The sequence below is a fragment of the Pseudohongiella sp. genome (assembly GCF_040877505.1).
Classification (GTDB): Bacteria; Pseudomonadota; Gammaproteobacteria; order Pseudomonadales; family Pseudohongiellaceae; genus Pseudohongiella.
Window position 1 is genome coordinate 136188 of the sequence record NZ_JBBDNQ010000034.1, and the last position, 21965, is coordinate 158152.

Annotated in this window: 21 protein-coding genes; 11 read left to right on the plus strand and 10 right to left on the minus strand. The window is 56.6% G+C overall.

Annotated elements, in window-relative coordinates:
- Positions 1 to 121 precede the first annotated feature (121 nt).
- Both WD071_RS12870 and WD071_RS12875 read left to right on the plus strand, forming a co-directional pair.
- Positions 122 to 454: a hypothetical protein gene (locus tag WD071_RS12870; RefSeq protein ID WP_368048784.1), complete on the plus strand. Its 333-nt coding sequence runs from the start codon at positions 122 to 124 to the stop codon at positions 452 to 454.
- A 106-nt stretch (positions 455 to 560) separates the two neighbouring features.
- Complete coding sequence (locus tag WD071_RS12875; protein WP_368048785.1) at positions 561 to 758, plus strand: CsbD family protein; 198 nt, start codon at positions 561 to 563, stop codon at positions 756 to 758.
- An 81-nt stretch (positions 759 to 839) separates the two neighbouring features.
- Here the strand turns inward: WD071_RS12875 and WD071_RS12880 are convergent, their stop codons facing one another.
- The 3 genes from WD071_RS12880 to coxB form a co-directional block, all read right to left on the minus strand.
- Complete coding sequence (locus WD071_RS12880; RefSeq protein WP_368048786.1) at positions 840 to 1538, minus strand: cytochrome c oxidase assembly protein; 699 nt, start codon at positions 1536 to 1538, stop codon at positions 840 to 842.
- A gap of 116 nt (positions 1539 to 1654) precedes the next feature.
- The gene (ctaD, locus tag WD071_RS12885) at positions 1655 to 4192 is read right to left on the minus strand and encodes a cytochrome c oxidase subunit I (protein WP_368048787.1); all 2538 of its coding nucleotides are present in this window, start codon (positions 4190 to 4192) and stop codon (positions 1655 to 1657) included.
- The gene (coxB, locus tag WD071_RS12890; protein ID WP_368048788.1) at positions 4185 to 4988 is read right to left on the minus strand and encodes a cytochrome c oxidase subunit II; all 804 of its coding nucleotides are present in this window, start codon (positions 4986 to 4988) and stop codon (positions 4185 to 4187) included. The genes ctaD and coxB overlap by 8 nt, the downstream gene beginning before the upstream one ends.
- Before the next feature lie 96 nt (positions 4989 to 5084).
- Here coxB and WD071_RS12895 point away from each other — a divergent pair, with 96 nt between their 5' ends.
- Positions 5085 to 5576, plus strand: coding sequence for a DUF2231 domain-containing protein (locus WD071_RS12895; protein ID WP_368048789.1), 492 nt, complete (start codon positions 5085 to 5087; stop codon positions 5574 to 5576).
- 14 nt (positions 5577 to 5590) lie between these two features.
- Here the strand turns inward: WD071_RS12895 and WD071_RS12900 are convergent, their stop codons facing one another.
- A complete protein-coding gene (locus tag WD071_RS12900) occupies positions 5591 to 6043 on the minus strand; it encodes a CopD family protein (protein WP_368048790.1) in 453 nt (150 codons plus the stop codon).
- Between the two features lie 188 nt (positions 6044 to 6231).
- Between WD071_RS12900 and WD071_RS12905 the strand changes: the two genes are divergently transcribed.
- The gene (locus tag WD071_RS12905) at positions 6232 to 6642 is read left to right on the plus strand and encodes a CBS domain-containing protein (protein ID WP_368048791.1); all 411 of its coding nucleotides are present in this window, start codon (positions 6232 to 6234) and stop codon (positions 6640 to 6642) included.
- Positions 6643 to 6975: 333 nt separating this feature from the next.
- Here WD071_RS12905 and WD071_RS12910 read toward each other — a convergent pair whose 3' ends face one another.
- Genes WD071_RS12910 through ssb form a run of 4 tightly spaced genes read right to left on the minus strand, consistent with a single transcriptional unit; the run spans position 6976 to position 10480 of the window.
- A complete protein-coding gene (locus tag WD071_RS12910) occupies positions 6976 to 7749 on the minus strand; it encodes a hypothetical protein (RefSeq protein WP_368048792.1) in 774 nt (257 codons plus the stop codon).
- 43 nt (positions 7750 to 7792) lie between these two features.
- On the minus strand, positions 7793 to 9013 hold the full coding sequence (gene glp / locus WD071_RS12915; RefSeq protein WP_368048793.1) for a gephyrin-like molybdotransferase Glp: 1221 nt from the start codon (positions 9011 to 9013) through the stop codon (positions 7793 to 7795).
- The gene (locus WD071_RS12920; RefSeq protein WP_368048794.1) at positions 9006 to 9911 is read right to left on the minus strand and encodes an NAD(P)-dependent oxidoreductase; all 906 of its coding nucleotides are present in this window, start codon (positions 9909 to 9911) and stop codon (positions 9006 to 9008) included. The genes glp and WD071_RS12920 overlap by 8 nt, the downstream gene beginning before the upstream one ends.
- A gap of 26 nt (positions 9912 to 9937) precedes the next feature.
- On the minus strand, positions 9938 to 10480 hold the full coding sequence (gene ssb / locus WD071_RS12925; protein ID WP_368048795.1) for a single-stranded DNA-binding protein: 543 nt from the start codon (positions 10478 to 10480) through the stop codon (positions 9938 to 9940).
- 185 nt (positions 10481 to 10665) lie between these two features.
- On the opposite strand from ssb, the gene uvrA reads away from it, so the two are divergent.
- Both uvrA and WD071_RS12935 read left to right on the plus strand, forming a co-directional pair.
- Positions 10666 to 13518, plus strand: a complete 2853-nt coding sequence (uvrA, locus tag WD071_RS12930) for an excinuclease ABC subunit UvrA (protein WP_368048796.1) — start codon at positions 10666 to 10668, stop codon at positions 13516 to 13518.
- Positions 13487 to 14248, plus strand: coding sequence for a hypothetical protein (locus WD071_RS12935; protein ID WP_368048797.1), 762 nt, complete (start codon positions 13487 to 13489; stop codon positions 14246 to 14248). The genes uvrA and WD071_RS12935 overlap by 32 nt, the downstream gene beginning before the upstream one ends.
- A 105-nt stretch (positions 14249 to 14353) precedes the next feature.
- On the opposite strand, the gene WD071_RS12940 is transcribed toward WD071_RS12935, so the two are convergent.
- Positions 14354 to 16537: a PQQ-dependent dehydrogenase, methanol/ethanol family gene (locus WD071_RS12940; RefSeq protein WP_368048798.1), complete on the minus strand. Its 2184-nt coding sequence runs from the start codon at positions 16535 to 16537 to the stop codon at positions 14354 to 14356.
- A gap of 129 nt (positions 16538 to 16666) precedes the next feature.
- The gene (locus WD071_RS12945) at positions 16667 to 17404 is read right to left on the minus strand and encodes an SIMPL domain-containing protein (protein ID WP_368048799.1); all 738 of its coding nucleotides are present in this window, start codon (positions 17402 to 17404) and stop codon (positions 16667 to 16669) included.
- Positions 17405 to 17440: 36 nt separating this feature from the next.
- Between WD071_RS12945 and pxpB the strand changes: the two genes are divergently transcribed.
- The 5 genes from pxpB (at position 17441) to WD071_RS12970 (ending at position 21933) form a co-directional block, all read left to right on the plus strand.
- Complete coding sequence (gene pxpB / locus WD071_RS12950; protein WP_368048800.1) at positions 17441 to 18187, plus strand: 5-oxoprolinase subunit PxpB; 747 nt, start codon at positions 17441 to 17443, stop codon at positions 18185 to 18187.
- Entirely contained in the window at positions 18184 to 19170 is a 987-nt protein-coding gene (locus WD071_RS12955) for a biotin-dependent carboxyltransferase family protein (RefSeq protein ID WP_368048801.1), read from the plus strand. The genes pxpB and WD071_RS12955 overlap by 4 nt, the downstream gene beginning before the upstream one ends.
- Positions 19167 to 19940 (plus strand): 5-oxoprolinase subunit PxpA, encoded by a 774-nt coding sequence (gene pxpA, locus WD071_RS12960; protein WP_368048802.1) that lies wholly within the window; start codon positions 19167 to 19169, stop codon positions 19938 to 19940. Before WD071_RS12955 ends, pxpA begins: the two co-directional genes overlap by 4 nt.
- Positions 19941 to 20056: 116 nt before the next feature.
- Complete coding sequence (gene udk, locus WD071_RS12965; protein WP_368048803.1) at positions 20057 to 20689, plus strand: uridine kinase; 633 nt, start codon at positions 20057 to 20059, stop codon at positions 20687 to 20689.
- A gap of 35 nt (positions 20690 to 20724) precedes the next feature.
- The gene (locus WD071_RS12970) at positions 20725 to 21933 is read left to right on the plus strand and encodes a NupC/NupG family nucleoside CNT transporter (protein ID WP_368048804.1); all 1209 of its coding nucleotides are present in this window, start codon (positions 20725 to 20727) and stop codon (positions 21931 to 21933) included.
- Positions 21934 to 21965: the final 32 nt, after the last annotated feature.

A 21965-nucleotide genomic window follows, 5' to 3' on the forward strand; every position in this document is an offset into this window, starting at 1 on the left:
GCAAACTTCAAATCACCCCAAGCAATTGATAAGTATATTAATTTTAAACATGGCACGCGGACTGCATTGTATCCTGAGCAGGACGCAAAAATTAATCACTGAAAACCACGAGGATACACAGATGAAAAAATCACTTTTTATTGCATCAACTTTCCTGATTGGCATTTCAGGTTTCGCCATGGCTGGCGACCACCCCTCATTTGCTGAAGCCGACACTGACGGTAACGGCAACCTGAACCGGATGGAGCTGACGACAGCGCTGCCCGAACTGGATCTGATGGAGACTGAAGGCACCACCGAAGTAACTGTAGCTGACGTCAAACGTGCTTTGCCTGTAGTGGACTTTGCTGACGATGACGTGGCCAACGCAGAACCCGTCGGCAAAGAGCAGTATGAGCAGATTGTTGACGCAATGGATGACATGTCAGATGCCAACAATGTCAGCAACATTTAATAATGCCTGACTGTTGTAACGTTTGATTGATCACGGTGGGGGGGCGAGTACTATGTTACTGCTCCCCCGACATGTCAGTCAGGAATACTTTCTCAAGGAGAACAGCATGAATAACGATATTTTTGAAGGCAAGTGGAAACAGATGAAAGGATCCGTCAAAGCCAAGTGGGGCAAATTTACCGACAACGATCTTGACCGCATTGACGGGAATCGCGAACAACTGGTAGGTATGGTCCAGGAACGTTACGGCAAGGACAAGGAACAGGCGCAGAAAGAGGTCGATGAATACCTCAAGAACTCCTGACACAACACGCCAGTGTCCTGGTTAAACTCGGCCCCGACTGATGCAGATGTACTGACGCTGGCTAACATGGAGATGGCACACTCAGGCAGGTTGGCGGAGATACCAACGGCGCAACATCCAGCCCAGGCCCAATAAATACGGCCCACTGCCTGCCACCCACATGATCAGTCCGGCGAGTTGCTGATCCGCAACACCACGGGATTCTCCGTAGACCGGCGCTTGCGAAAAACTCAGCAATGCACCCAGAAAGCCGGTGTGCATCAGGGTGAACAATAGCGCCATCACTGCGGCCGGGAAGTTATCCGCGCTGCTACGCATCACTGCCCACCAGAAGATTCCCGCCGTTAGCAGAAAAAACGCATGTTCCAGGCCATGCCACCACGGATTATCCACCGCCAGCATATAGAAAAAAGGCATATGCCAGATCCAGATGACTGCGCCATGTAGATACGCCGCGAACATCGGATACCTGGCCAGGCGCAACGCCGCTTGCCACAGTAAAGAAACACTGCGGGCACCACCGGCCGACACCTGCGGCAACGGCTGGCTCAGCACCCACAGCGGAGCAATCACGACAATCATCAGCATGTGCTGCGCCATATGCGCGGCAGTGCTGGTTTGTGCCAGGTCATCCAACGGACCCAGAATCGTCAGCACACACAGTAAAAACGTCAGATGAAATGTCAGCGCTTTAGTCAACGCCGGCCTCACCCGAAGTGAACCACGACAATACATGAGCCAGAAGCCCAGCAGCAGCAGAGCACTGAGGACACCTGCCACCCTCTCCTGCCCCGAGCCTGTCAGTGGATTGTGCGCAAACGCAGGTAAAGCCATCGAATACAAAGTTACGCCCAGCAGTATCGCCTTCTGACTGGGGCCCTGATGTGAGCCGCACCTCATGAGCTGACTGGCCAGACCAGCGGCATACCAAAAAAAGCCAGCATGCCTGTCCAGAACACCACCGTGGTATAGATCCACATGGGTCTTACCACAATCAACTCATAAGGCATTTTTGCACCGACATAACCCGCTTTCACACGAAACAGCTGCAATAGCGTTAATACCCAGCTCAATACGCTATGGAAAACCAGGTACATCAACAGAAACAGAATCAGTGCATCATGCGTCAAGTCAGATGCCTGTAACGGCGATGTCAGCATTACCCAGACCAGGCTGACACTGTGGAAAAATCCTGCTGTCAGCACCATCAACAGCCGTGCCTGAAGTCCTTTTGCCAGACCGGCTCGCGCGCGCGTGACAACGTTCTGGTAGACAGCGGCAGACAGCAACAACAACAACCCGCTGCCAAACAGTACCGTGAAACTGATCGGCACCTCGTCCGGTACGATTCGCTGCGGAGACACTGTCCAGAAATAAAACCAGCCAAAAAGCAGAGACAGATAAAGTGTCGCATTCGCCATCAGGGTCACCACCATTCCCCACAGACCCGGGCCATCAGTGGTCCGGGAATGCAGTGGTGGATCCACCGGATCATCCGACCTTATCGGTGCCGAACCCGGATGAGCGCCGTTAACCCAGCTCCAGCGCAACAGAAATACCGCAGCAAGCACGGCAGCGCCAAGTGCCCACAGATACGCTTTTGCCAGCAGGGTGATACAGACTGTCGCCATGACCAGGGCAGTCAGTAATGGCAGCCAGGAGTTGGAAGGCAAATGGATGATCGCCTGCACACGGGCTGTCCCGGCTTCCGTTAACAGGGTTTCCCGTCGCCCGTGGCTGGTGGTGGCCAGCATATGATCACCGGCAGCAATACTCGCCGGAAGATCACTGTTATGCCACAATGGATGTCGCGTCGATATCGAAGGAATACTGGCAAAGTTATAAGGCCGTGGTGACATTGGCAGAGCCCATTCCAGCGTGTCGGCCTGCCAGGGGTTGGGCAACGCCCGCCGTCCAAAACGAAAATGCATGGCAACATCGACAATGATCATCGCCACACCAGCGGCCATAACAAACCCTCCCACGGACGACAGCAGATTCAACCCATCCCATCCCATGCCGGATTCATAGCTGTAGACCCGCCGCGGCATCCCCAGCAGGCCGGTCAAGTGCATCAATAAAAATGTCATATTGAAGCCGATAAAAGTCAGCCAGAACGCCCAGCGCCCCAGTTTGTCAGAAGGCATGCGACCGGAGAAATGCGGCAACCAGTAGTACAAACCTGCGATGAGCGGGAAAAACATGCCTCCCACCAAAACGTAATGCATGTGAGCAACAACAAAATGCGTATCATGTACCTGCCAATTGAACGGAACCAGTGCCAGCATCACGCCTGTCAGGCCACCACAGACAAATATCACCAGAAAACCGAATATCCACAACATGGGTAGGGCGAACACGACGCGACCGCTCCACAATGTGGCCAGCCAGGAAAAAATCTGGATACCGGTGGGTATTGCCACCAACATACTGGCAGCAGAAAAGAATGCCAGCGCAAACTGAGGGATGCCGACCGTAAACATGTGATGTACCCAGAGACTGAAACTGACAAAACCCATCAGCATGATGGAAAACACTACCCAGCCGTAGCCTACCATCGGGCGCCCGGCAAATACCGGAATCAGTGTCGACACCACGCCTGCAGCCGGCAGGAAGATGATGTAAACCTCCGGGTGACCAAACAGCCAGAACAGATGCTGCCACAGCAGAGGATCACCGCCACCGGCAACATCAAAAAAGGGCATGCCGGCGGCGCGCTCCAGTTCCAGCATGACACTGGCCAATATGAGAGGCGGGAAACCGAAAATAATCATCAGTGCCATTGCCAGAATGCACCAGCAGAATATCGGCATTTTCTTGAGTGTCATACCGGGGGCACGACTGCGCAGAATGGAGACAGTAAGCTCCACACCCGCTGATATGGCGGAAATCTCGACGAAAGTGATGCCCAGTAGCCAGAAGTCAGGACCTGAGCCCGGTGAGTACTGGGCGCTGCTCAGGGGGGTGTACATGAACCAGCCGGTGTCCGGCGCCATGTCGCCAAAAAGACTCATCAGGATGATCAGACCGCCAAACAGGTAGCAGTAGTATCCAAATGCGCTGAGCCGGGGAAACACCAGATCCCGTGCGCCAACCATTTTCGGAATCATGTAAATCGCCATGCCTTCAAGCACCGGAATGGCAAACAGGAACATCATCACCGTGCCGTGCATGGTGAAAATCTGGTTGTATAATGCGGCATCCAGCAGGGTATTGTCCGGTATCGCCAGCTGACTGCGCATCAGCATGGCAAGCACGCCACCGACCAGAAAAAATGCTGCACCCGTGAGCATGAACCATACGCCCACCGTGCCGTGATTTACTGAGGACAACACACCCCAGCCCGGGCGATTGGACCAGGCGGATGTCAGTTTTTGATGCAGCGATCCAGATTTTTCCCGGGCTTGCGTATCATGGGTAAGGGAATCAGTCATCTTCTGGCTGCTCCTGTTGCGCTGAAGGCTCTTGTTGCGCTGAGGGCTCCTGTTGCGCTGAAGGCTGTTGTTGCGCTGAAGGCTGTTGTTGCGCTGAAGGCTCCTGTTGCCGCTGGCGGGATAGCCACAGCGCGAAATCCTCGCGGCTGTGTGCATGTACCTCAAATTGCATCTGAGCATGCGCCAGACCGCAGAACTCTGCGCACAGGCCCCGATAGATTCCAGGTTCGTCTGCCTGAATCTGCAGTTCGTTGGTGCGCCCCGGAATCACATCCAGTTTACCGGCCAGACGCGGCACCCAAAAGGAGTGGATAACATCGGCACTCGATAAAAACAGGTGAACGGGAACGCCCGTCGGCACATGCAGACTATTCCGCACACTGACCGGCGCGCTCTCATCAGACTCAGGTGGATAATCTATCTGCCACCACCATTGGTGCGCCACAACATTTATCTTCAGAGCGTGGTCAGATTCATCGGGCAAACCTGACATGCGGTTATTGGCCGGTATACTGAAGATCAGCAAGGCAAGAATAGACAGGGACGGCAGCACAACACCTCCGCCAATTACCCAGATTTTTTGCTGCCCGGTCATAGTGCTCTCGCGCCAGTCCCGCGCCTGTGCCAACTCATGGCGACTTGGCTGACGAACTATCGCAAAGACACACAGCCCGATAACAACCACCATCACCAACAGCAAAAAACCGAATATTCCCCACCATAATGTGGCTGCGGCGTGCGCCGACGGACCCGCCGGATCCAGCGTCGACAACGGCCCACTGCACGCACTCAGCACAGCGCAAAGACCCGCAACCTGGCAACAATAGAGGAACCCGCGACCGAAGGCTGCTAAGCTGCTGGTGAATCGCTTGCTGAGGAATACCTGACATTGATGAAAAACCAAGTTCTCAGATCTATCGCCAGTCGGATGGCCGTGTTTGGTCACCCATTGCACCCGGTACTGATCCACTTCCCGGTCGCTGCACTGTTCGGTCTGCTGGCCACTGATGTTGCCTACGTGTTGACCGGCGATTATTTCTGGGCTCGCGCCGGACTGTGGTTGGCGGGGACAGGTGCCGTTGGTGGAGCGATATCGGGGAGCGTCGGTCTTCTCGATTTGCTGCTGGTGCCCCGCATACGTCGTCTGATTACCGCCTGGTGTCATGCGGTGCTGGCAGTCATGTTGCTGTCGCTCGCTTCGCTCAATTGGTTGCTCCGGTTCAGCACCGCGCCAGATGCAGCTATTTTGCCATGGGGTCTGTACATGTCGGTCATCACTGGCCTGTTGATCGCGGCGACGGGTTATCTGGGGGGACAACTGGTCTATGAGCATGCGGTAGGCGTGGATCTTGAAGAGGCCGCCAACCACGATCAAGAGTTTTAATCGGCTCTGAGGTGTCACCATGGCAAGCTCCGGACCAAATCTCCGGATTCCGGCTTTGCCAGCACCAACAACACGATGGTGACCATCAGCAACGCCACGCAGACTATCAACAACTGACTCCACGGCCGCACTTTGTGCCCGGATTCCGCCCGCAGAATGAGTGCACCTCCGAGCGTGTGGCCGATCACCAACAGCATAACCACGGTTAATTTGATGACCAGCCAGACGTTGACAGTACCCGTCAACAAAAACACGGTGGTGCCCGATACAATTGCGAGCAGGGCCGCCGGCGTGGAAACCAGTGTGAACAGAGCTCTTGCAACAGAATCATGTCGATGTGGTGTCAACACATTGTCTGTCTGTTTAAGCACAGACGGACAACCAGCGCCTGTCAATGTCAGCAGGAACAGCAGGGAAGCACACCAGACTAGCAAAGCCATGATATGTACTGCCAGGAAAAAGATCATAGCGAATCCGGGTTATAGTCACTCCTCGACAATAACGTATGTTGCTTGACATTGAAATCCGGGTATTCTTGAATCAGTCGTCTCCGGAAGGTACACTCGAAATGAATTCGGGGCCTCACGGAATCCGGAATGAGTGATAATCCATAATCCAAAACTAAAGTGCACTAAAAATAAGAAGAGAACATGACATGCTGCGCTCCGTCGACCTGAAAGACTACATGCAGGAAAAGCCGGTAACCATATCGCCCGATGCCTCACTGGTAGAGGCTGTGGACCTGATCACCAAAAACCGGGTATCCGGACTTTGCGTCATTGGCAAAGACGGCACATTACTGGGAATATTGTCCGAACTTGATTGTCTGCGCGGGATACTGGATGCCACATACAGCCAGGGTAGCGTGGGACAGGTACACGAGCATATGACGTCGGAGAACATCAATTCAGCCCGTATCAGTGACGATATTATCAACGTCGCCACCGATATGCTCGCCAAGGGACAGCGACGCAGACCCGTGGTATCGGAAACCAATCAACTGGTCGGACAAATCACCTGCCGACAGATTCTGGCTGGCATCAGAAAACTCGGCGCTACACTCTGATCCTGACAATAACAACCCGCAAGCCTGCATGCCCCGCAAGCCTCCATGACCCACAAGCCTCCATGCAAAGTCGGTTGGCAGCCGGTTGGTAGCCAGTCGCCATAAAAAAACCGGGCCAACCCTTCTGCAAGGACAAACCCGGTTTAAAATGAAGAAAACCACTACTATCAATCGGTTCAGAACCTGACGATGCTAATCACTCACCTTCCACGAAGAGTCATTGCCCAGTCACTCGGAGAAGCAAGACTGTCCCTCTTGCTACCGATAGTGAGAACAATATCAGCTTAATATTACAGAATTATGAAGCGGGCAGATGTATCGGCAATTTTTTGTTCAGGTAGTGCGCGGCAGTATCAGCCGGATTGAAGCCTGCTCACCAATCTCGATATCAGCGCGCAGGCGCGATTCAGTCATGGCCCCCTGCAACTGTGCGTATATCCACCGGCCCAATTCGTCACTGGGCGCGGTAATCAGCACAAAAGTATTGTTCTCTGCCACCAGCCTTGCGATATCCTCAAGCTGTCGGGAAATCGTCGGCTGGCGTCCCGCCAACTCGCGATTGTTCAGGGTATGAACGCTGTGAGTCTGCTCCCGGGCAGTCGCCAGTGTCTGTCTGGCAATCGCGATGGCCGGCAATTCGTCATCAACACTTTCAGCACGGCGCAGAAAGGTTTCTGCATTGTCAAACTGCCCCTGTCTTGAAGCCGTACCGGCCAGCTCCAGGTAGCGCAGGGCAATGTCGCGCATGCCCTCTAGCGCGACGGTATTGCCTGGCTCGAACGCCAGCACGCGGCTGAAATAATGGTAGGCGCTATCCTCGGCTGGCGTCATCAGCCGGTCAGTGCGTAAAGCACGCATGCCATCATAAAGTATATCGGCGATGTAACGACGCTGGCGTTCGGCGTCGGCACGTGCGGCCTCCGCCGCCAGCAGATCCTCGACCTCTTCAATCGCCGCCACGGTATCAGCGTCCGGCGCCGACACTGACTCATTCTCAAGCGGCGGCGCCAGCTCACAGGCAGCAAGCGCCAGCGTCAGACCCAGGATCACGAGCAGGCGAACGCCGGACTGTGTCGGATGGCCATTGATACTTTCGGGGGCTGTCATGGAGATTCCTGCTCGCTACTGCTGACGACGGCGCATCAGATCGTCAAACTATGTCATTAAACGCCAGGAATCTCAACTGATCGCCAGGTTCTACTGCGGTAAAGGGCGGAATGACCGCCAGCCCGTCAGCCCCGGAGACCGAACTAAGCACACCGGAACTTTGGTCAGACAGTTTCTGCAGATATCTTTCGCCACCACTACCCTGCAGGCACACGCGCAGATACTCCTGCCTGGCGCCCGACTCCGGCAGTGAGAAGCCCGAGCGCTCGAGACGCTCAGGCAGACTGCACTGCGTTGCGCCCATCATGGCCAGCAGCGCCGGTCGCACCAGCAACAGAAAGGTAACAAATGCGGAGACCGGATTACCTGGCAATCCAAACAACACGGTGTTATCGATTTGGCCGTACGCAAAGGGTTTCCCGGGCTTCAGAGCCAGCTTCCACAGCGTCAGCCGGCCGCAGCGCTGCAGCGCTGCACGCACATGATCCTCTTCCCCGGCAGACACGCCACCCGTGGTTATAATACAGTCGACCTGCTGCGCCGTGTGGCGCAATGCGGCCTCGGTTTCGGCCAGTGAATCCGGGACACGTCCGATGTCTATCGGGTCTATGCCAAGCACGCGCAGCATGGCTGCCAGCATATAGGCATTACTGTTGTAGATTTGCCCGGGCCACAGAGGCTGGCCTGGCTCAATCAGTTCATCTCCGGTTGCCATCAAGGCCACCCTGGGACGTTTGCCGACCAGCACAGACGACTGCCCCGTGGCGGCCAGCAAGCCCACGTCCTGCGGCCGCAGACGATGACCGGCGCGGAGCAAAACGCTGCCCAGCGGCACGTCTGCGCCCTGACGCCGCACATTTTCACCCGGCACGACCGGCTTACTGACAAAAACCCGGTCACCTTCCGCGCGGCAATTTTCCTGCATTACGACGGCGTCAGCGCCATCAGGCATCGGCGCACCCGTGAAGATACGGGCCGCACTTCCCGGCACAAGTGCCCCGGGCGCAGTCCCGGCCGGGATGCGCTGGCTGACCATCAGCGATGTATCAATGTGCAGCGCACGGCTATCCACGGCATAACCATCCATAGCGCTGTTGTCCCAGGGCGGTACATCACAGCCGGCGACAACATCACGCAGCAGCACTCGCGCATCCGCCTGCGACAGGGCGACGGTTTCGGGCGCTATCCGCAACCTGGCGTCATCCAGCAAACGCGTCAGCGCCGCATCAACTGGCATCAGGGAATTGACAGACAACTCAGGCATCACCGCGCGCCTTGTACCAGGATTTAACCAGCCGCTGCAGGCTACCGTGCCAGGGGCGCGGTTTGATACCAAAGGTCTCGAATATCTTTTTCGTCGCCAGTGTTGCGTTGGCTATCTGGGGGGCCTCAATACGACTGAGATTGATCGTCAGATGATCAAGCACACGATAGACCGCCTCGTCATGCTGGGCTGCGAATTTCACCAGTTGTTGGACAAACTCACTTTCACGCAGGGGTTCCAGCGCTGCGTAATGGTAAACACCCCACACATCGGCCTGGCAGTCGACCTGCTGCGATATCGCCAACAACACTCTGGCAAGGTCTTCAATGGGAGTGGGTGCAAACTTGCGGCGACAGACCGCGACACTGCCATCACCCTTTTTCAGTTCGTCAAGCCATTGCCGCAGTATTTCATCCTGCTGACGGCCAAACAGCCAGCCGGCACGAACGATAATATGCTGTTTCGTGGTAGCAGTAATTGCCTGTTCACCGGCCAGCGCGGTCTGTCCGTAAACGCCTTGTGGCTTGGGGAGATCCTGTTCGTTATAGGCGAGTTTCTTGTCGCCACCAAACACATGAGCCGTGGACAGGTGAATCAGAGGGATATGCAGATGGTCGCACACCTGAGCCACCAGTTCGGCCTGCTTGCGATTGATCAGTTCACATGCGTCGGGATGGCTTTCGGCCATTGTTAATGCGTGCTGACTGCCGGCGGCAAACGCGGCCAGATTGATGACCTGGTCAGGCGCAGCCTGAGTGATGACCCTGGCGGCTGCCAACGGATCCCTGGCCAGAATAGCGTCGGTATCCGGCGCTACCCAGCTGATCTGGCGCTCTTTGAGAAGTTTGCCTAGTTCAACACCGACACCACTGTCGGCACCAATAATTAATAGCTTCACCTGCGGTGTGTGCTCCGGCCCGCCCTTTAGAACGGTATGTCATCATCAAAATTATCAAAATCTGCCGGACGCGAAGGGTTGTTGCCGGCAGGCTGTTGCCCCTGGCCGCCGCGCGCTGCGCCTGCATTGCCACCACCGGAACTGCCGGCTGAGCTGCCACCGTAGGAGGATTGTGGCTCCTGCCGACTGTTCTGGCCAAATTGATCGTCCTGATTGCCGCCACCGCCGCCTCCACGCGAATCCAGCATCTGCATTTCATTGGCAACAATTTCGGTAGCGTACCGGGTGATCCCGTCCTGTTCCCAGCTACGGGTTTGCAGTCTGCCCTCAATGTAGAGTTTGCTGCCTTTGCGCACATATTCGTTGACAATTTCTGCCAGGCGGTTGAAGAACACAATGCGGTGCCACTCGGTTTTTTCCTGCGGCTGCCCGGTGTTCTTGTCCTTCCAGCTATCACTGGTGGCCAGCGTTACGTTGGTCACCGCGCCGCCACTGGGCAAATAGCGTGTTTCCGGATCCTTGCCTACATTTCCTACCAATATCACTTTGTTTACGCCGCGACTTGCCACCTTGTGCTGTCCTCCTGTCCGGTTATGCTTGATTTGTCTTAAGAGCATAGCATGAATACGGCATTGTCGCCGACAACAGCACAAAATGCAGACAAACCAGAATCGCCTTTGCGATATCGACCAATATTGCCCATAATTGCCTGTTTTGTTGTTGCGCCAATGGCGCGGGGAAGTGCGGGAAAATCATGGACAAGATCACGATACGGGGTGCCAGAACCCATAACCTGAAAAATGTGAATCTGACCATCCCACGCAACAAGCTGGTGGTCATCACGGGTTTGTCCGGGTCCGGCAAATCGTCCCTGGCCTTCGACACGCTGTATGCCGAAGGCCAGCGCCGTTACGTGGAATCGCTGTCCACCTATGCGCGCCAGTTCCTGTCCATGATGGACAAGCCCGACATTGACCACATCGAGGGTCTGTCGCCCGCCATCTCTATTGAGCAGAAATCCACCTCACACAACCCGCGCTCCACCGTCGGTACCATCACCGAAATATACGACTACCTGAGATTGCTGTACGCCCGCGCTGGTGAGCCCTTCTGCCCGACTCACCATAAAAAACTGCAGGCACAAACCGTCAGTCAGATGGTGGACCAGATCCTGGCCCTGCCCGAAGGCAGCAAGATCATGATTCTGGCGCCGGTGGTGCGCGACCGCAAAGGTGAGCACCTGCATGTCTTCAAGGAGCTGCTCAGCGGCGGTTTTATCCGCGCCCGTATCAATGGCACGGTCACCGAACTGGATTACCCGCCACCCCTGGAGAAAAACAAAAAACACCGGATAGAAGCGGTCATCGATCGTTTGAAGGTGCGCCCTGATATTCAGACGCGGCTGGCGGAAAGCCTGGAAACTGCGCTGCAACTGACCGACGGCCTGGTCGCGGTGGCGTTCATGGATGAAGACGATCCGCGCGACGAATTGACGTTCTCCTCGCGTTTTGCCTGCCCGGTGTGCGGACACAGCATCACCGAGCTGGAACCGCGCATGTTCTCCTTCAATAATCCGGCCGGCGCCTGCGGCAGCTGTGACGGTCTGGGCGTGAAACAGTTTTTTGACGCCCAGCGCATCATGACCGATGCCTCGCTGTCGCTGGCCGAAGGTGCCATTCGTGGCTGGGACCGGCGCAATTTCTATTATTTCCAGATGCTCAACTCGCTGGCAGCGCACTACGACTTTGCCGTCGACACCCCGTTTGAAAACCTGAGCAAGCGCCAGCAGGACATCGTGCTACACGGCAGCAACGGCGAAGATATCGATTTTCGATTCATGAACGACCGGGGCGACAGTACCGTGCGACGCCATGCCTTTGAAGGCATTCTGCCCAACATGGAGAGGCGCTACCGCGAGACTGAATCACAGACGGTGCGCGACGAACTGGCAAAGTACCTCAGCTCACACGCCTGCCCCGACTGCGAAGGTACCCGGCTGTGCCGCGACGCCCGTCATGTCTATATTGAAGGCACCACCCTGCCGGATATCACCCGCATGACCATTGTGCAGGCCTATGACTATTTTCATGGCCTGGAATTGCAGGGCTCACGCGCTACTATCGCCGACAAGATTCTGCGCGAGCTGGAGCAGCGCCTGCAATTTCTGATTGATGTGGGCCTGAATTACCTGACCCTGAGCCGCAGCGCCGACACCCTGTCCGGCGGCGAGGCACAACGCATTCGTCTGGCCAGCCAGATCGGCGCCGGCCTGGTCGGTGTCATGTACATTCTGGATGAACCCTCCATTGGCCTGCACCAGCGTGACAATGACCGGCTGCTGTCGACGTTGTTCCATCTGCGCGATATTGGCAACACGGTCATTGTGGTGGAACATGATGAAGATGCCATTCGCAGCGCCGATCATGTCATCGACATAGGCCCCGGCGCAGGTGTGCACGGCGGGCAGATCGTGGCACAGGGCCAGGTCGCTGATATTATTGCGGCTGACAATTCACTGACCGGTCAGTACCTGTCAGGAAAACGCCGCATCGAGATTCCGGCTAAGCGCAACCAGCCCGACCGCAAAAAAATGCTCACGCTAAAAAATGCCAGCGGCAATAATTTACAGAACGTTAATCTCATAATTCCACTGGGCCTGTTCACCTGTGTTACCGGCGTCTCCGGTTCCGGCAAGTCAACGCTGATCAATAACACCCTGTACCCGGTGGCAGCAACCCAGCTCAACGGCGCCACCACGCTGGAAGCGGCCCCGTACGACAGTATCGACGGTCTGGACCTGATGGACAAAGTGGTCGACATCGACCAGAGCCCGATTGGGCGAACACCCCGCTCCAACCCGGCGACCTATACCGGTATCTTCACGCCGGTGCGTGAGCTGTTTGCCGGCACCCAGGAAGCCCGCACCCGTGGTTACAACCCGGGCCGTTTCAGCTTCAATGTCAAAGGTGGACGCTGCGAAGCCTGCCAGGGCGACGGCATGACCAAGGTGGAGATGCATTTTCTGCCCGATGTCTATGTGTCCTGCGACATCTGCCACGGCAAGCGTTACAACCGCGAAACTCTGGAGGTCAGGTACAAGGGTAAAAACATCAGTGAAGTGCTGGACATGACCATTGAGGATGCGCGGGAATTCTTTGACCCGGTGCCGGCCATCGCCCGCAAATTACAGACCCTGATGGATGTCGGGCTGTCCTACATTTGCCTGGGCCAGGCCGCCACCACGCTGTCCGGCGGCGAAGCCCAGCGCGTCAAACTGGCCAAGGAGCTGTCCAAACGCGACACCGGCCAGACCCTGTACATTCTCGACGAACCCACTACCGGCCTGCACTTTGAAGATATCCGCCAGCTGCTGGCGGTGTTGCACAAGCTGCGCGACCAGGGCAACACCATCGTGGTGATTGAACACAACCTGGACGTGATCAAAACCGCGGACTGGATAGTGGACCTGGGCCCCGAAGGCGGCAATGGCGGCGGGCAGATAATCGCCGAAGGCACGCCGGAAGAGGTGGCGCGCTCAACCGTGTCGCATACCGGCCACTATCTGGCGCGCCTGTTTGCCAGCCAAGGCGCGCAACCCGTTTCTTGATCACTCCACCCGTTGGCATCATGTGCAACTTCTGCGAGGGCTTGCTAGGATAGCCGAAAATTTTCTGACTGGGGCGATAACAATGATGGAGTACGTGGCCGTGGCCATTTATCTTGCGAGCATTCCACTTTGGCTGACAATCTGGGCATCAGCCGACGGCTTCAAGCTGACGAGCGAGAACCGGATGTTACTTTTCCCGTTACTGCTCGGCATCCTGTATTTGGCCGGAAATGCCTTGTTGACGTTTGTATACACCGGGGTTGGCGATATTGCTTACGAAGAAGGGCGTTTTGCCTACATTACTGAGCGCGCTTTGATTGCTGTGCAGGCAACCGCGAGTGTATTGATTGTTGCCACTATCGTTTACGGGCTCACCATCAAGCGCGTACCCGTGCATTTCATCCGCTTCATGGTGTACTCATTCATCGCTATCCTGGGCGTGATGGCACCTCTCTTGTGGGTACCCATCGAACTGCCGGAGATGTTCTACGTGCTTCGGCATTTGCAATCAATAGCCCTGAACATGGGGCTGTTCCTGTGTGTCGCCGGTATCATTGTGCTGTTGCGTGACCTGTTGACGCACGGAGATGCAAGAATACATTTTCTCTCGGACGACGAGGAAAGCACGGACATTGACAAAGGGGGAAGTTCGAGCCTGGCCGCTTTGGGAGGCGCGAAAATTCCCCATTCACTGGCTCCTGAAGATAACGGAAAAAGCGAGAACCGTTAACAAACGCAGGTTGCTCGCTTGATACGCGCACTGCTGACGTCGTCCAGGCATCAACACAACACCTTCACCGTGAGAGGGCGGCACCCGTTGTTAGCCGCAGAGGAATCAGTTGGCCACCGACGCTGCCAGCTCCAGCAGGTAAGCGCGAATACCTTCGGCTTCAGCCGGACCAATATCAGCGGCGAAACCCGGCATACCCCGGCTGGACAGACTACCCTCCAGCACAATGCTGGCAAAACCCTCTTCACTCAGCATCATCGGCGTGTAGCGCAAATCAGGGATAGGACCCGAGGTCATGCCAAACGGGCCATGACACACAGAACAGTAAGCACCATACATGATGGCGCCGTAGTCGGCGTCACCGCTGCTCTCGGCTCCGGACACGTCCAGCGGCTCGGGCGGGGTCACCGTCACCACCGGGCTCTGCATGTCAGCGCCCAGTTTAAACGCCATCAGACGACCATTACGCTCGCGCGGATAATTGCCGGACAAACGGCCCATGGTCAGCGAAATCGCGCCGCCCTGACCGGCCAGCGCCAGCACATACTGCTCACCGTCCAGCTCATAGGTAACCGGTCCGCCCAGAATGGCATCACCCACTTCATGTGACCACAGCCGTTCACCAGTGTCGGTAGTATAGGCATGGAACACGCCGTCGGCGGAACCCTGGAACACCAGACCGCCCCCGGTCGACAGCAAGCCACTGTTACCATACACCGGATAGTTCACGCGCCAGACTTCGCGCTGTTCCACAGGGTCCCAGGCGAGCAGGGCTGACGGTGACATCTGCAGGATCCGATCGGCCTCTTCCGGATTCACCGGCGCGCCCGGGTTGGCATCCTGGCCCAGGTTCCAGCCCACCGTCTGTTCAACAAATTCATCCGGATTAGAGAACACATAGGAGGTATTCTGGGTCGGGATATAGACCAGGCCGGTGTCGGCATCAAAGGACATCGGGTACCAGTTGTGGCCGCCCAGTGGCCCAGGAATGACTACCGCGGGGTCACGCTGGTAACGCACCACTTCAGCCTCAATGGGGCGCCCGGTGACCGCGTCCAGCCCGCTGGCCCAGTTAATCTCGACATAGTTCTCACCGGAAATGAATTCGCCGGTGGCACGATCAATCACGTAAAAGAAACCATTCTTGGGCGCCTGCATGATGACTTCGCGCTGTTCGCCATCAATCTCCAGATCGGCCAGAATCATGTGCTGAGTCGCCGTGTAGTCCCAGGATTCGGCAGGCGTGGTCTGGAAGTGCCAGACATATTCGCCGGTATCAGGGCGCAGCGCCACAATGGAGGACAGGAACAGGTTGTCGCCCTCACCGTTGGAACGAATCTCGTGGTTCCACGGACTGCCGTTGCCAATGCCAACGTAAAGCAGGTTCAGCTCCGGATCGTAGGCCATGGAGTCCCAGGCTGTGCCACCGCCACCGATCTGCCACCACTCACCGGCCCAGGTTTCCGCCGCCATTTCCATGGCTGCGTTTTCAAAACCATCGGCCGGGTTGCCCGGCACCGTGTAAAAACGCCAGACCATATCCCCAGTTTCCGCGTCATAGGCTGACACATAACCGCGCACACCCAGTTCGCCACCTCCGTTGCCGATAATGACTTTGCCATCGATGATCCGTGGCGCCCCGGTGATGGTGTAGCGTTGCTCAGGATCTGCCGTCACCGTTGACCAGGCCACATCACCGGTTTCCCGGTCCAGCGCGATCAGGCGGCCATCAAGCGCGCCAAAATAAACCTTGTCACCCCAGGCCGCCATGCCCCGGTTGACCACATCACAGCAGGCGTTGGCGGCATATTCACGCGGCACCTCGGGGTCGTAGCGCCACAACTCCTCGCCGGTGCGTGCATCCAGGGCAAACGCCTTGCTCCAGGCCGAGGTCAGATAAATCACCCCATCGATGACCAATGGAGTTGCCTCCTGACCACGGTCGGTGTCCAGCTCAAAATCCCAGGCCATGCCCAGGTCCGCCACGGTGTCGCGATTGATCTGATCGAGTGGGCTGTTGCGATCTTCGGCGTACGTGCGGCCATGGGTCAGCCAGTCACTGTTGTTGTCGGCCGCACCGGTGATTCGGGTGGCGTCAACCGGCTGTATCGGGCTGCGCGTCTCGCTGCCAGCTGCCAGCGCCCGGTCCGCCGTTTCGGTCACAGATTCAGCGGCGTCCTGTTCAGTCGAGCAGGCCGCCAGTAACCCGGCGGCCAACAGGCCAAGCAGTGAGCGGTTATACAAAAAATGGCGGCGGGCAGGCCCTGGAGCCCGAGTCTGAATACGCATAAACCTTAGTCCTGTTCTTCTGTTTGTTATGGCTTTGTTTGTCAGTGATATGAGCATAAACAGCCTCAAGGCCCGGCGCAAGCGCAGAAGAGCGTCCGTTCGGTCAGCTAGCGCCCCAGCGTCTGTGCCTTATTGCGCAACAGCCTGCACGCGCACATTCAGCGTAACCTCGGTTTCGCCCGGCTCCGCGCTGGGTGGCGTCATCTCCCTGCTACCCGTATCCGCCATCGCACGCATCATCATGGGTGCCGGATAGTCGGAAGAGGTATCAACATCCAGCACGGCAATATCAACCCGTGACTTACCCAACGCCGCGGCGGCACGTTCTGCCTTCTGCGTCGCACGGGCGATGGCAGCTTCCATCAACGAGTCCCGAACCTCATCGGCGCGCTCCGTGCTCAGCTGATAGGACAACTGATTCATCAGAAACCCCATTTCCTGCAACTCACCTGCCAGCGTCAGCAGGGCCTGCGCATCTTTGCCTTGCAGCGTCAGGCTTTGGGAACCACGCCACAGAGTTTCAGCGCGACCGCCTTCCGGCTGCCGGTCGTATTGATAGACATTGTAGTAGCCGGTGCTCTGGCTGACCTCATCGACATCCCGGGCACGCTGCAGAGCCTGCTCCATAGCGGCATTGATACGATTCTGTACCGCCGATGCATCACGATCCTCGACCTCGATACGCAAACTGGCGATAACCAGATCCTGCGCCACGCTGATGCGCTCTGTCACCGACAGGCTTATCATGGTCTGACCTTCGGGCAATAACGCCTGTTGCGCCTGGACGGCGCTGCAGCCGAAACCGAGCGTGCTGATTAGCAGGACAACAAAAATTCTGACAATTCCTGACGATTTCCTATTTGTCATTTGTGATTACCCCTGAAGCTGGATTAGAGTGACGCTATGAGCATACCAGAACCCAGTATAAGTTATGTCAATGAAAGCGCAATTCTGTTGAGCTTCATCGACCCCGTACCTCCGTTTGACGCCGATGCGCCGGATGCGCAGATAACGCCAGATAAACAGGTAAGGTCTGATAAGACAGTTGAGCCGGATCAGGCTTTGCAGATTCGTATCTGCCAGCTGGCGCACGCCTTACGCAATGACCCTGACAGCGCACCCATGCTGCAAGAGGTCGCGCCCGGTCCGGGCAATCTGTTACTGGTGATGAAGCGCAGCACAAACACCGAGCAACTGTTGCAGCGCGCGGAATCCTTGTGGCAGGACTGCGATCAGCTCAGCGCAGAGTCGGCACTGATCGAGATTCCGGTCAGCTATGGTGGCAAAAACGGCCCCGACCTGCCGCACCTGTCACGCCACACCGGCCTGGCAATGGAAGAAATTGTCACACGGCATTGTGCACCGGAGTATCTGGTGCAATGTCTGGGTTTCATGGCAGGTTTTGCTTATCTTGGCGGCCTGGACCCGGCCCTGGCTATTCCCCGCAAAAAGACACCAGCGGCCCGCATTCCTGCCGGCGCCGTTGCCATAGGTGGTATTTACACCAGCATCTATCCGTCAGCAACACCGGGCGGCTGGCACATCATAGGCCACACCAACATTAGAATGTTTGACCCCCAGGGTGATCCGCCCTGCCTGCTCAGGCCCGGAGACCGGGTGCGTTTTGTGTCCGTGGAGGCCTTGTCATGATTGAAGTTTTGCGGGCTTCGCCAATGCTGACAGTGCAGGATACCGGTCGGGTTGGCTTGCGCCACCTTGGCATCCCGATGGCGGGCATGATGGACGCACCGGCGCTGATGGCAGCCAACCTGTTATTGGGCAACCCGATCGGTGCCGCTGGCCTGGAAGTGAGCTTCGGTCCGTGCTGGTTCAAGGCACATCAGGCTATTCAGATCGTGCTGATGGGTACCGATATGCGGGTACAATTGATGACGCCCGATGGCAAACACAGCATCCGGGATTATCTTGCGCCAGGTTTTATCCATGATATCCCGGCCGGACACCGCATACATTGCCAGGCTACGGCCGAGCCGGGTCAACGCAGCTGCATAGCCGTCGCGGGTGGTATCGATGTGCCGATGGCGCTGGGTTCTCGCAGTACGGATCTCAACAGCGGTTTTGGCGGTTATCAAGGCAGAACCCTGCGTGCTGGGGACATGTTGCCGGTTGGCACTATCTCCCAGCAATCCGCTAACTCCCCACAATCCGCCAAAGGTACCCGGTCTCACGGTATCCGGCAGGCGCCAGCGACCATGACACTTCGCACTGTGCCCGGCACGGATTACGACGCATTTACCGACCGCAGTCATTCGGCGCTCTGGCATACCGAATGGCAAGTGACGCCGCTTAGCAATCGAACAGGATTGCGACTGAATGGTGAACGCCTGAAACTGCTGCAACCGCAAGTCCGGCCATCAAGTGGTGTGGTACCCGGCGTCATCCAGGTGCCACCTGACGGCCAACCGATTGTCCTCGCCAGCGATGGCCAGACCACCGGAGGCTACCCGCATATCGCCAGTGTTGTTACTGCCGATCTGTGGCAACTGGCATACCTGTCTCCGGGCACCGTCATCAATTTCATGCAGGTCAGTCTCGACGACGCCCGGGCACTGGCAGCGGCCCAGACACTCAAGCTCAACCAGTTGGAACTGTGGCTGGGCTGGCCGACATGACATCTGCCAGAACCATAGACCTGAACGCCGACCTCGGCGAAGGTGGTGCATTTGATGCAGAATTGCTGGCCCTGGTGTCATCGGCAAATATCAGTTGCGGCGCCCATGCCGGCGAAGCTGATGACATTACCAGCGCCATCAGGCTCGCCTTGCTGCACGATGTCAAAATTGGTGCTCATCCCTCGTATCCGGACCGTCTGAACCACGGCCGGGTTTCACAACGCCTGAGCGTCGTGCAGCTGCAGGATACCATTCGGCAACAGCTGACCTGGCTTCAGGATCTGGTTCATTCGGCAGGCGGTGAGCTGAATCACGTCAAACCCCACGGCGCTCTGTACAATGACGCCGCCCGGGACCGACACCTGGCTACAGCGCTGGCCGGCATTGTGCATGACTTCAACAAAACGCTGACACTGGTCGGTCTGGCCGGCAGCGAACTGGTCCGGGCGAGCCGGGAAGCAGGCCTGCATACACTGGAAGAAGCCTTTGTTGATCGCCGCTACTGCTCCGATGGCAGCCTGGTGCCAAGAACACAACCGGGGTCGGTCATCGATGACCCGCAGGTCGCTGCGCGGCAGGCACTGGATATCATTGAGAGCGGGCGAATTGCCGCTATCGACGGTAGCATTGTCACTGTATCGGCGCAGACACTGTGCATCCACGGGGATACACCTGGCGCGGTTGCATTTGCTGTGACTTTGCGAGACGCGCTGTTGCGCGCCGGCATCACTGTCAATGATCCAGCCAAGCCTGTCAATGCTCCAAACTAGCAGGCTGTGAGTCAATCACCTTACCCATCGATCGCCTTTGCGTATTCCTATAGCGCACAGAATTCGCCATAATCATCAACAGTTCCCGTGCACTCACTCAACTTGCAGGCGGATCAGTGTCAACAACAAGCATTATTGCCATCACCGGACCCTCGGCGTCCGGCAAGAGCCTGTTTGCCTCCACAGTCTATCAGGAGCTTGTTGCCGAGCTCGGTGGGGAATGCATCGCGATGCTGTCCGAAGATGCCTACTATCGCGACCAGAGCCACCTGTCTCTGGAACAACGCACCCTGACCAACTACGACCATCCTGCTGCATTCGAACACGAACTGCTGGCCAGGCATTTGCAAGCACTCAGACAGGGACACAGTATTGCAATGCCGCAGTACAACTACAAAACCCATACCCGACAAACGGAAACCATCAGCGTACATCCGGCCAGCGTTATTCTGGTGGAAGGTATTCTGCTGCTCACGGCAGCGAAACTACGCGATGAATTTGACATCAGTGTGTTCATGGATACACCTCTGGATATCTGCCTGCTGCGCCGAATGAAGCGCGATACGGTCGAGCGCGGAAGAACGCTTGATTCAGTCATGGCACAATATGAAACCACGGTCAGACCGGCATATTTCGAATTTATCGCACCTTCACGACAACATGCCGATCTCGTGGTTACCGGTGGCGGTCGCAATCAGGTTGCCATTGATATCATTAAAACCAAAATCCGCCAACTGAGCACTGAATAGCAACGGGCTATACATATGATGGGACTACCGGACATATGATGGGACTACTGGGCATATTGTTTCTGTTGCTGCTGGCATACGCAGCTTCGGCCCATCGCAGTCGTATTAACTGGCGCACCGTCGGCGGCGCGTTTGCCATGCAACTGTCGATAGCAGCGTTTGTGTTATATATTCCCTTTGGTCAGGACGTGCTGTACAACATCTCCGGGGTGGTCAGCAATGTTCTCGGCTATGCCAATGCCGGCATTATCTTTATCTTCGGCGAACTGGGGGACTATTCGCAAGGTTTTGTGTTTGCCATTCACGTATTGACCATCATTGTGTTCTTTTCGTCGCTGATCTCGGTGCTGTATCACATCGGCATCATGACCTGGACAATTCGCATTATTGGTGGCGCTTTGCAGAAACTGCTGGGCACAAGCCGCCCGGAGTCCATGTCTGCCGCCGCCAACATTTTTGTCGGCCAAACCGAAGCGCCTTTGATGGTCCGCCCGTTCATACCTACCATGACGCGCTCGGAATTGTTTGCCGTCATGGTAGGCGGCCTGTCGTCCATTGCCGGCTCCGTAATGGCCGGTTACGCCGGCATTGGCGTTGACCTGAAGTACCTGATTGCGGCCAGTTTCATGGCTGCACCTGGTGGATTCCTGATGGCAAAACTGATCCTGCCGGAAACCGATGAACCCAAAAACGACCTCTCTCAAATCAACATGGAAAAACCCCACATCAACGTCATTGACGCCGCAGCCGCAGGCGCATCCAGCGGCATGCATCTGGCACTCAACGTGGGCGCGATGTTGTTGGCGTTTGTTGGACTCATCGCCTTGCTTAACGGCATACTCGGCGGTATAGGCAACTGGGTGGGTATCGAAAACCTGACCCTGCAAGGCCTTTTTGGGACTGTGTTCCAGCCGCTGGCATTCGTGCTGGGTGTTCCGTGGGATGAGGCCCGGCAGGCGGGCAGTTTTATCGGCCAGAAGCTGGTGATCAATGAATTTGTCGCGTATCTCGACTTCGCTCAGGTCAGGGACCAGTTGAGCGAGCAGACCCAGGTAATCGTCACCATTGCGCTGTGCGGTTTTGCCAATTTCGCATCCATTGCCATTCTGCTCGGCGGCATCGGTGGTATGGCACCAAACCGGCGCAGCGACATTGCCGAACTTGGTCTGAAAGCGCTGTTGGCAGCGACACTGGCCAATCTGATGAGCGCAGCCATAGCGGGATTTTTCTTTTCACTGGGCTAACCAATTGGAGATTGGTGCACACCGATCTTTGC

Excerpts from the sequence above, each read along its gene's own strand:
- WD071_RS12870 (WP_368048784.1), top strand. The coding sequence starts at position 122 with ATGAAAAAATCACTTTTTATTGCATCAACTTTCCTGATTGGCATTTCA.
- WD071_RS12875 (WP_368048785.1), top strand. The coding sequence starts at position 561 with ATGAATAACGATATTTTTGAAGGCAAGTGGAAACAGATGAAAGGATCC.
- ctaD (WP_368048787.1), bottom strand. The coding sequence starts at position 4,192 with ATGACTGATTCCCTTACCCATGATACGCAAGCCCGGGAAAAATCTGGA.
- WD071_RS12895 (WP_368048789.1), top strand. The coding sequence starts at position 5,085 with ATGAAAAACCAAGTTCTCAGATCTATCGCCAGTCGGATGGCCGTGTTT.
- WD071_RS12900 (WP_368048790.1), bottom strand. The coding sequence starts at position 6,043 with ATGATCTTTTTCCTGGCAGTACATATCATGGCTTTGCTAGTCTGGTGT.
- WD071_RS12905 (WP_368048791.1), top strand. The coding sequence starts at position 6,232 with ATGCTGCGCTCCGTCGACCTGAAAGACTACATGCAGGAAAAGCCGGTA.
- WD071_RS12910 (WP_368048792.1), bottom strand. The coding sequence starts at position 7,749 with ATGACAGCCCCCGAAAGTATCAATGGCCATCCGACACAGTCCGGCGTT.
- glp (WP_368048793.1), bottom strand. The coding sequence starts at position 9,013 with ATGCCTGAGTTGTCTGTCAATTCCCTGATGCCAGTTGATGCGGCGCTG.
- uvrA (WP_368048796.1), top strand. The coding sequence starts at position 10,666 with ATGGACAAGATCACGATACGGGGTGCCAGAACCCATAACCTGAAAAAT.
- WD071_RS12940 (WP_368048798.1), bottom strand. The coding sequence starts at position 16,537 with ATGCGTATTCAGACTCGGGCTCCAGGGCCTGCCCGCCGCCATTTTTTG.
- WD071_RS12945 (WP_368048799.1), bottom strand. The coding sequence starts at position 17,404 with ATGACAAATAGGAAATCGTCAGGAATTGTCAGAATTTTTGTTGTCCTG.
- pxpB (WP_368048800.1), top strand. The coding sequence starts at position 17,441 with ATGAGCATACCAGAACCCAGTATAAGTTATGTCAATGAAAGCGCAATT.
- WD071_RS12955 (WP_368048801.1), top strand. The coding sequence starts at position 18,184 with ATGATTGAAGTTTTGCGGGCTTCGCCAATGCTGACAGTGCAGGATACC.
- pxpA (WP_368048802.1), top strand. The coding sequence starts at position 19,167 with ATGACATCTGCCAGAACCATAGACCTGAACGCCGACCTCGGCGAAGGT.
- WD071_RS12970 (WP_368048804.1), top strand. The coding sequence starts at position 20,725 with ATGATGGGACTACTGGGCATATTGTTTCTGTTGCTGCTGGCATACGCA.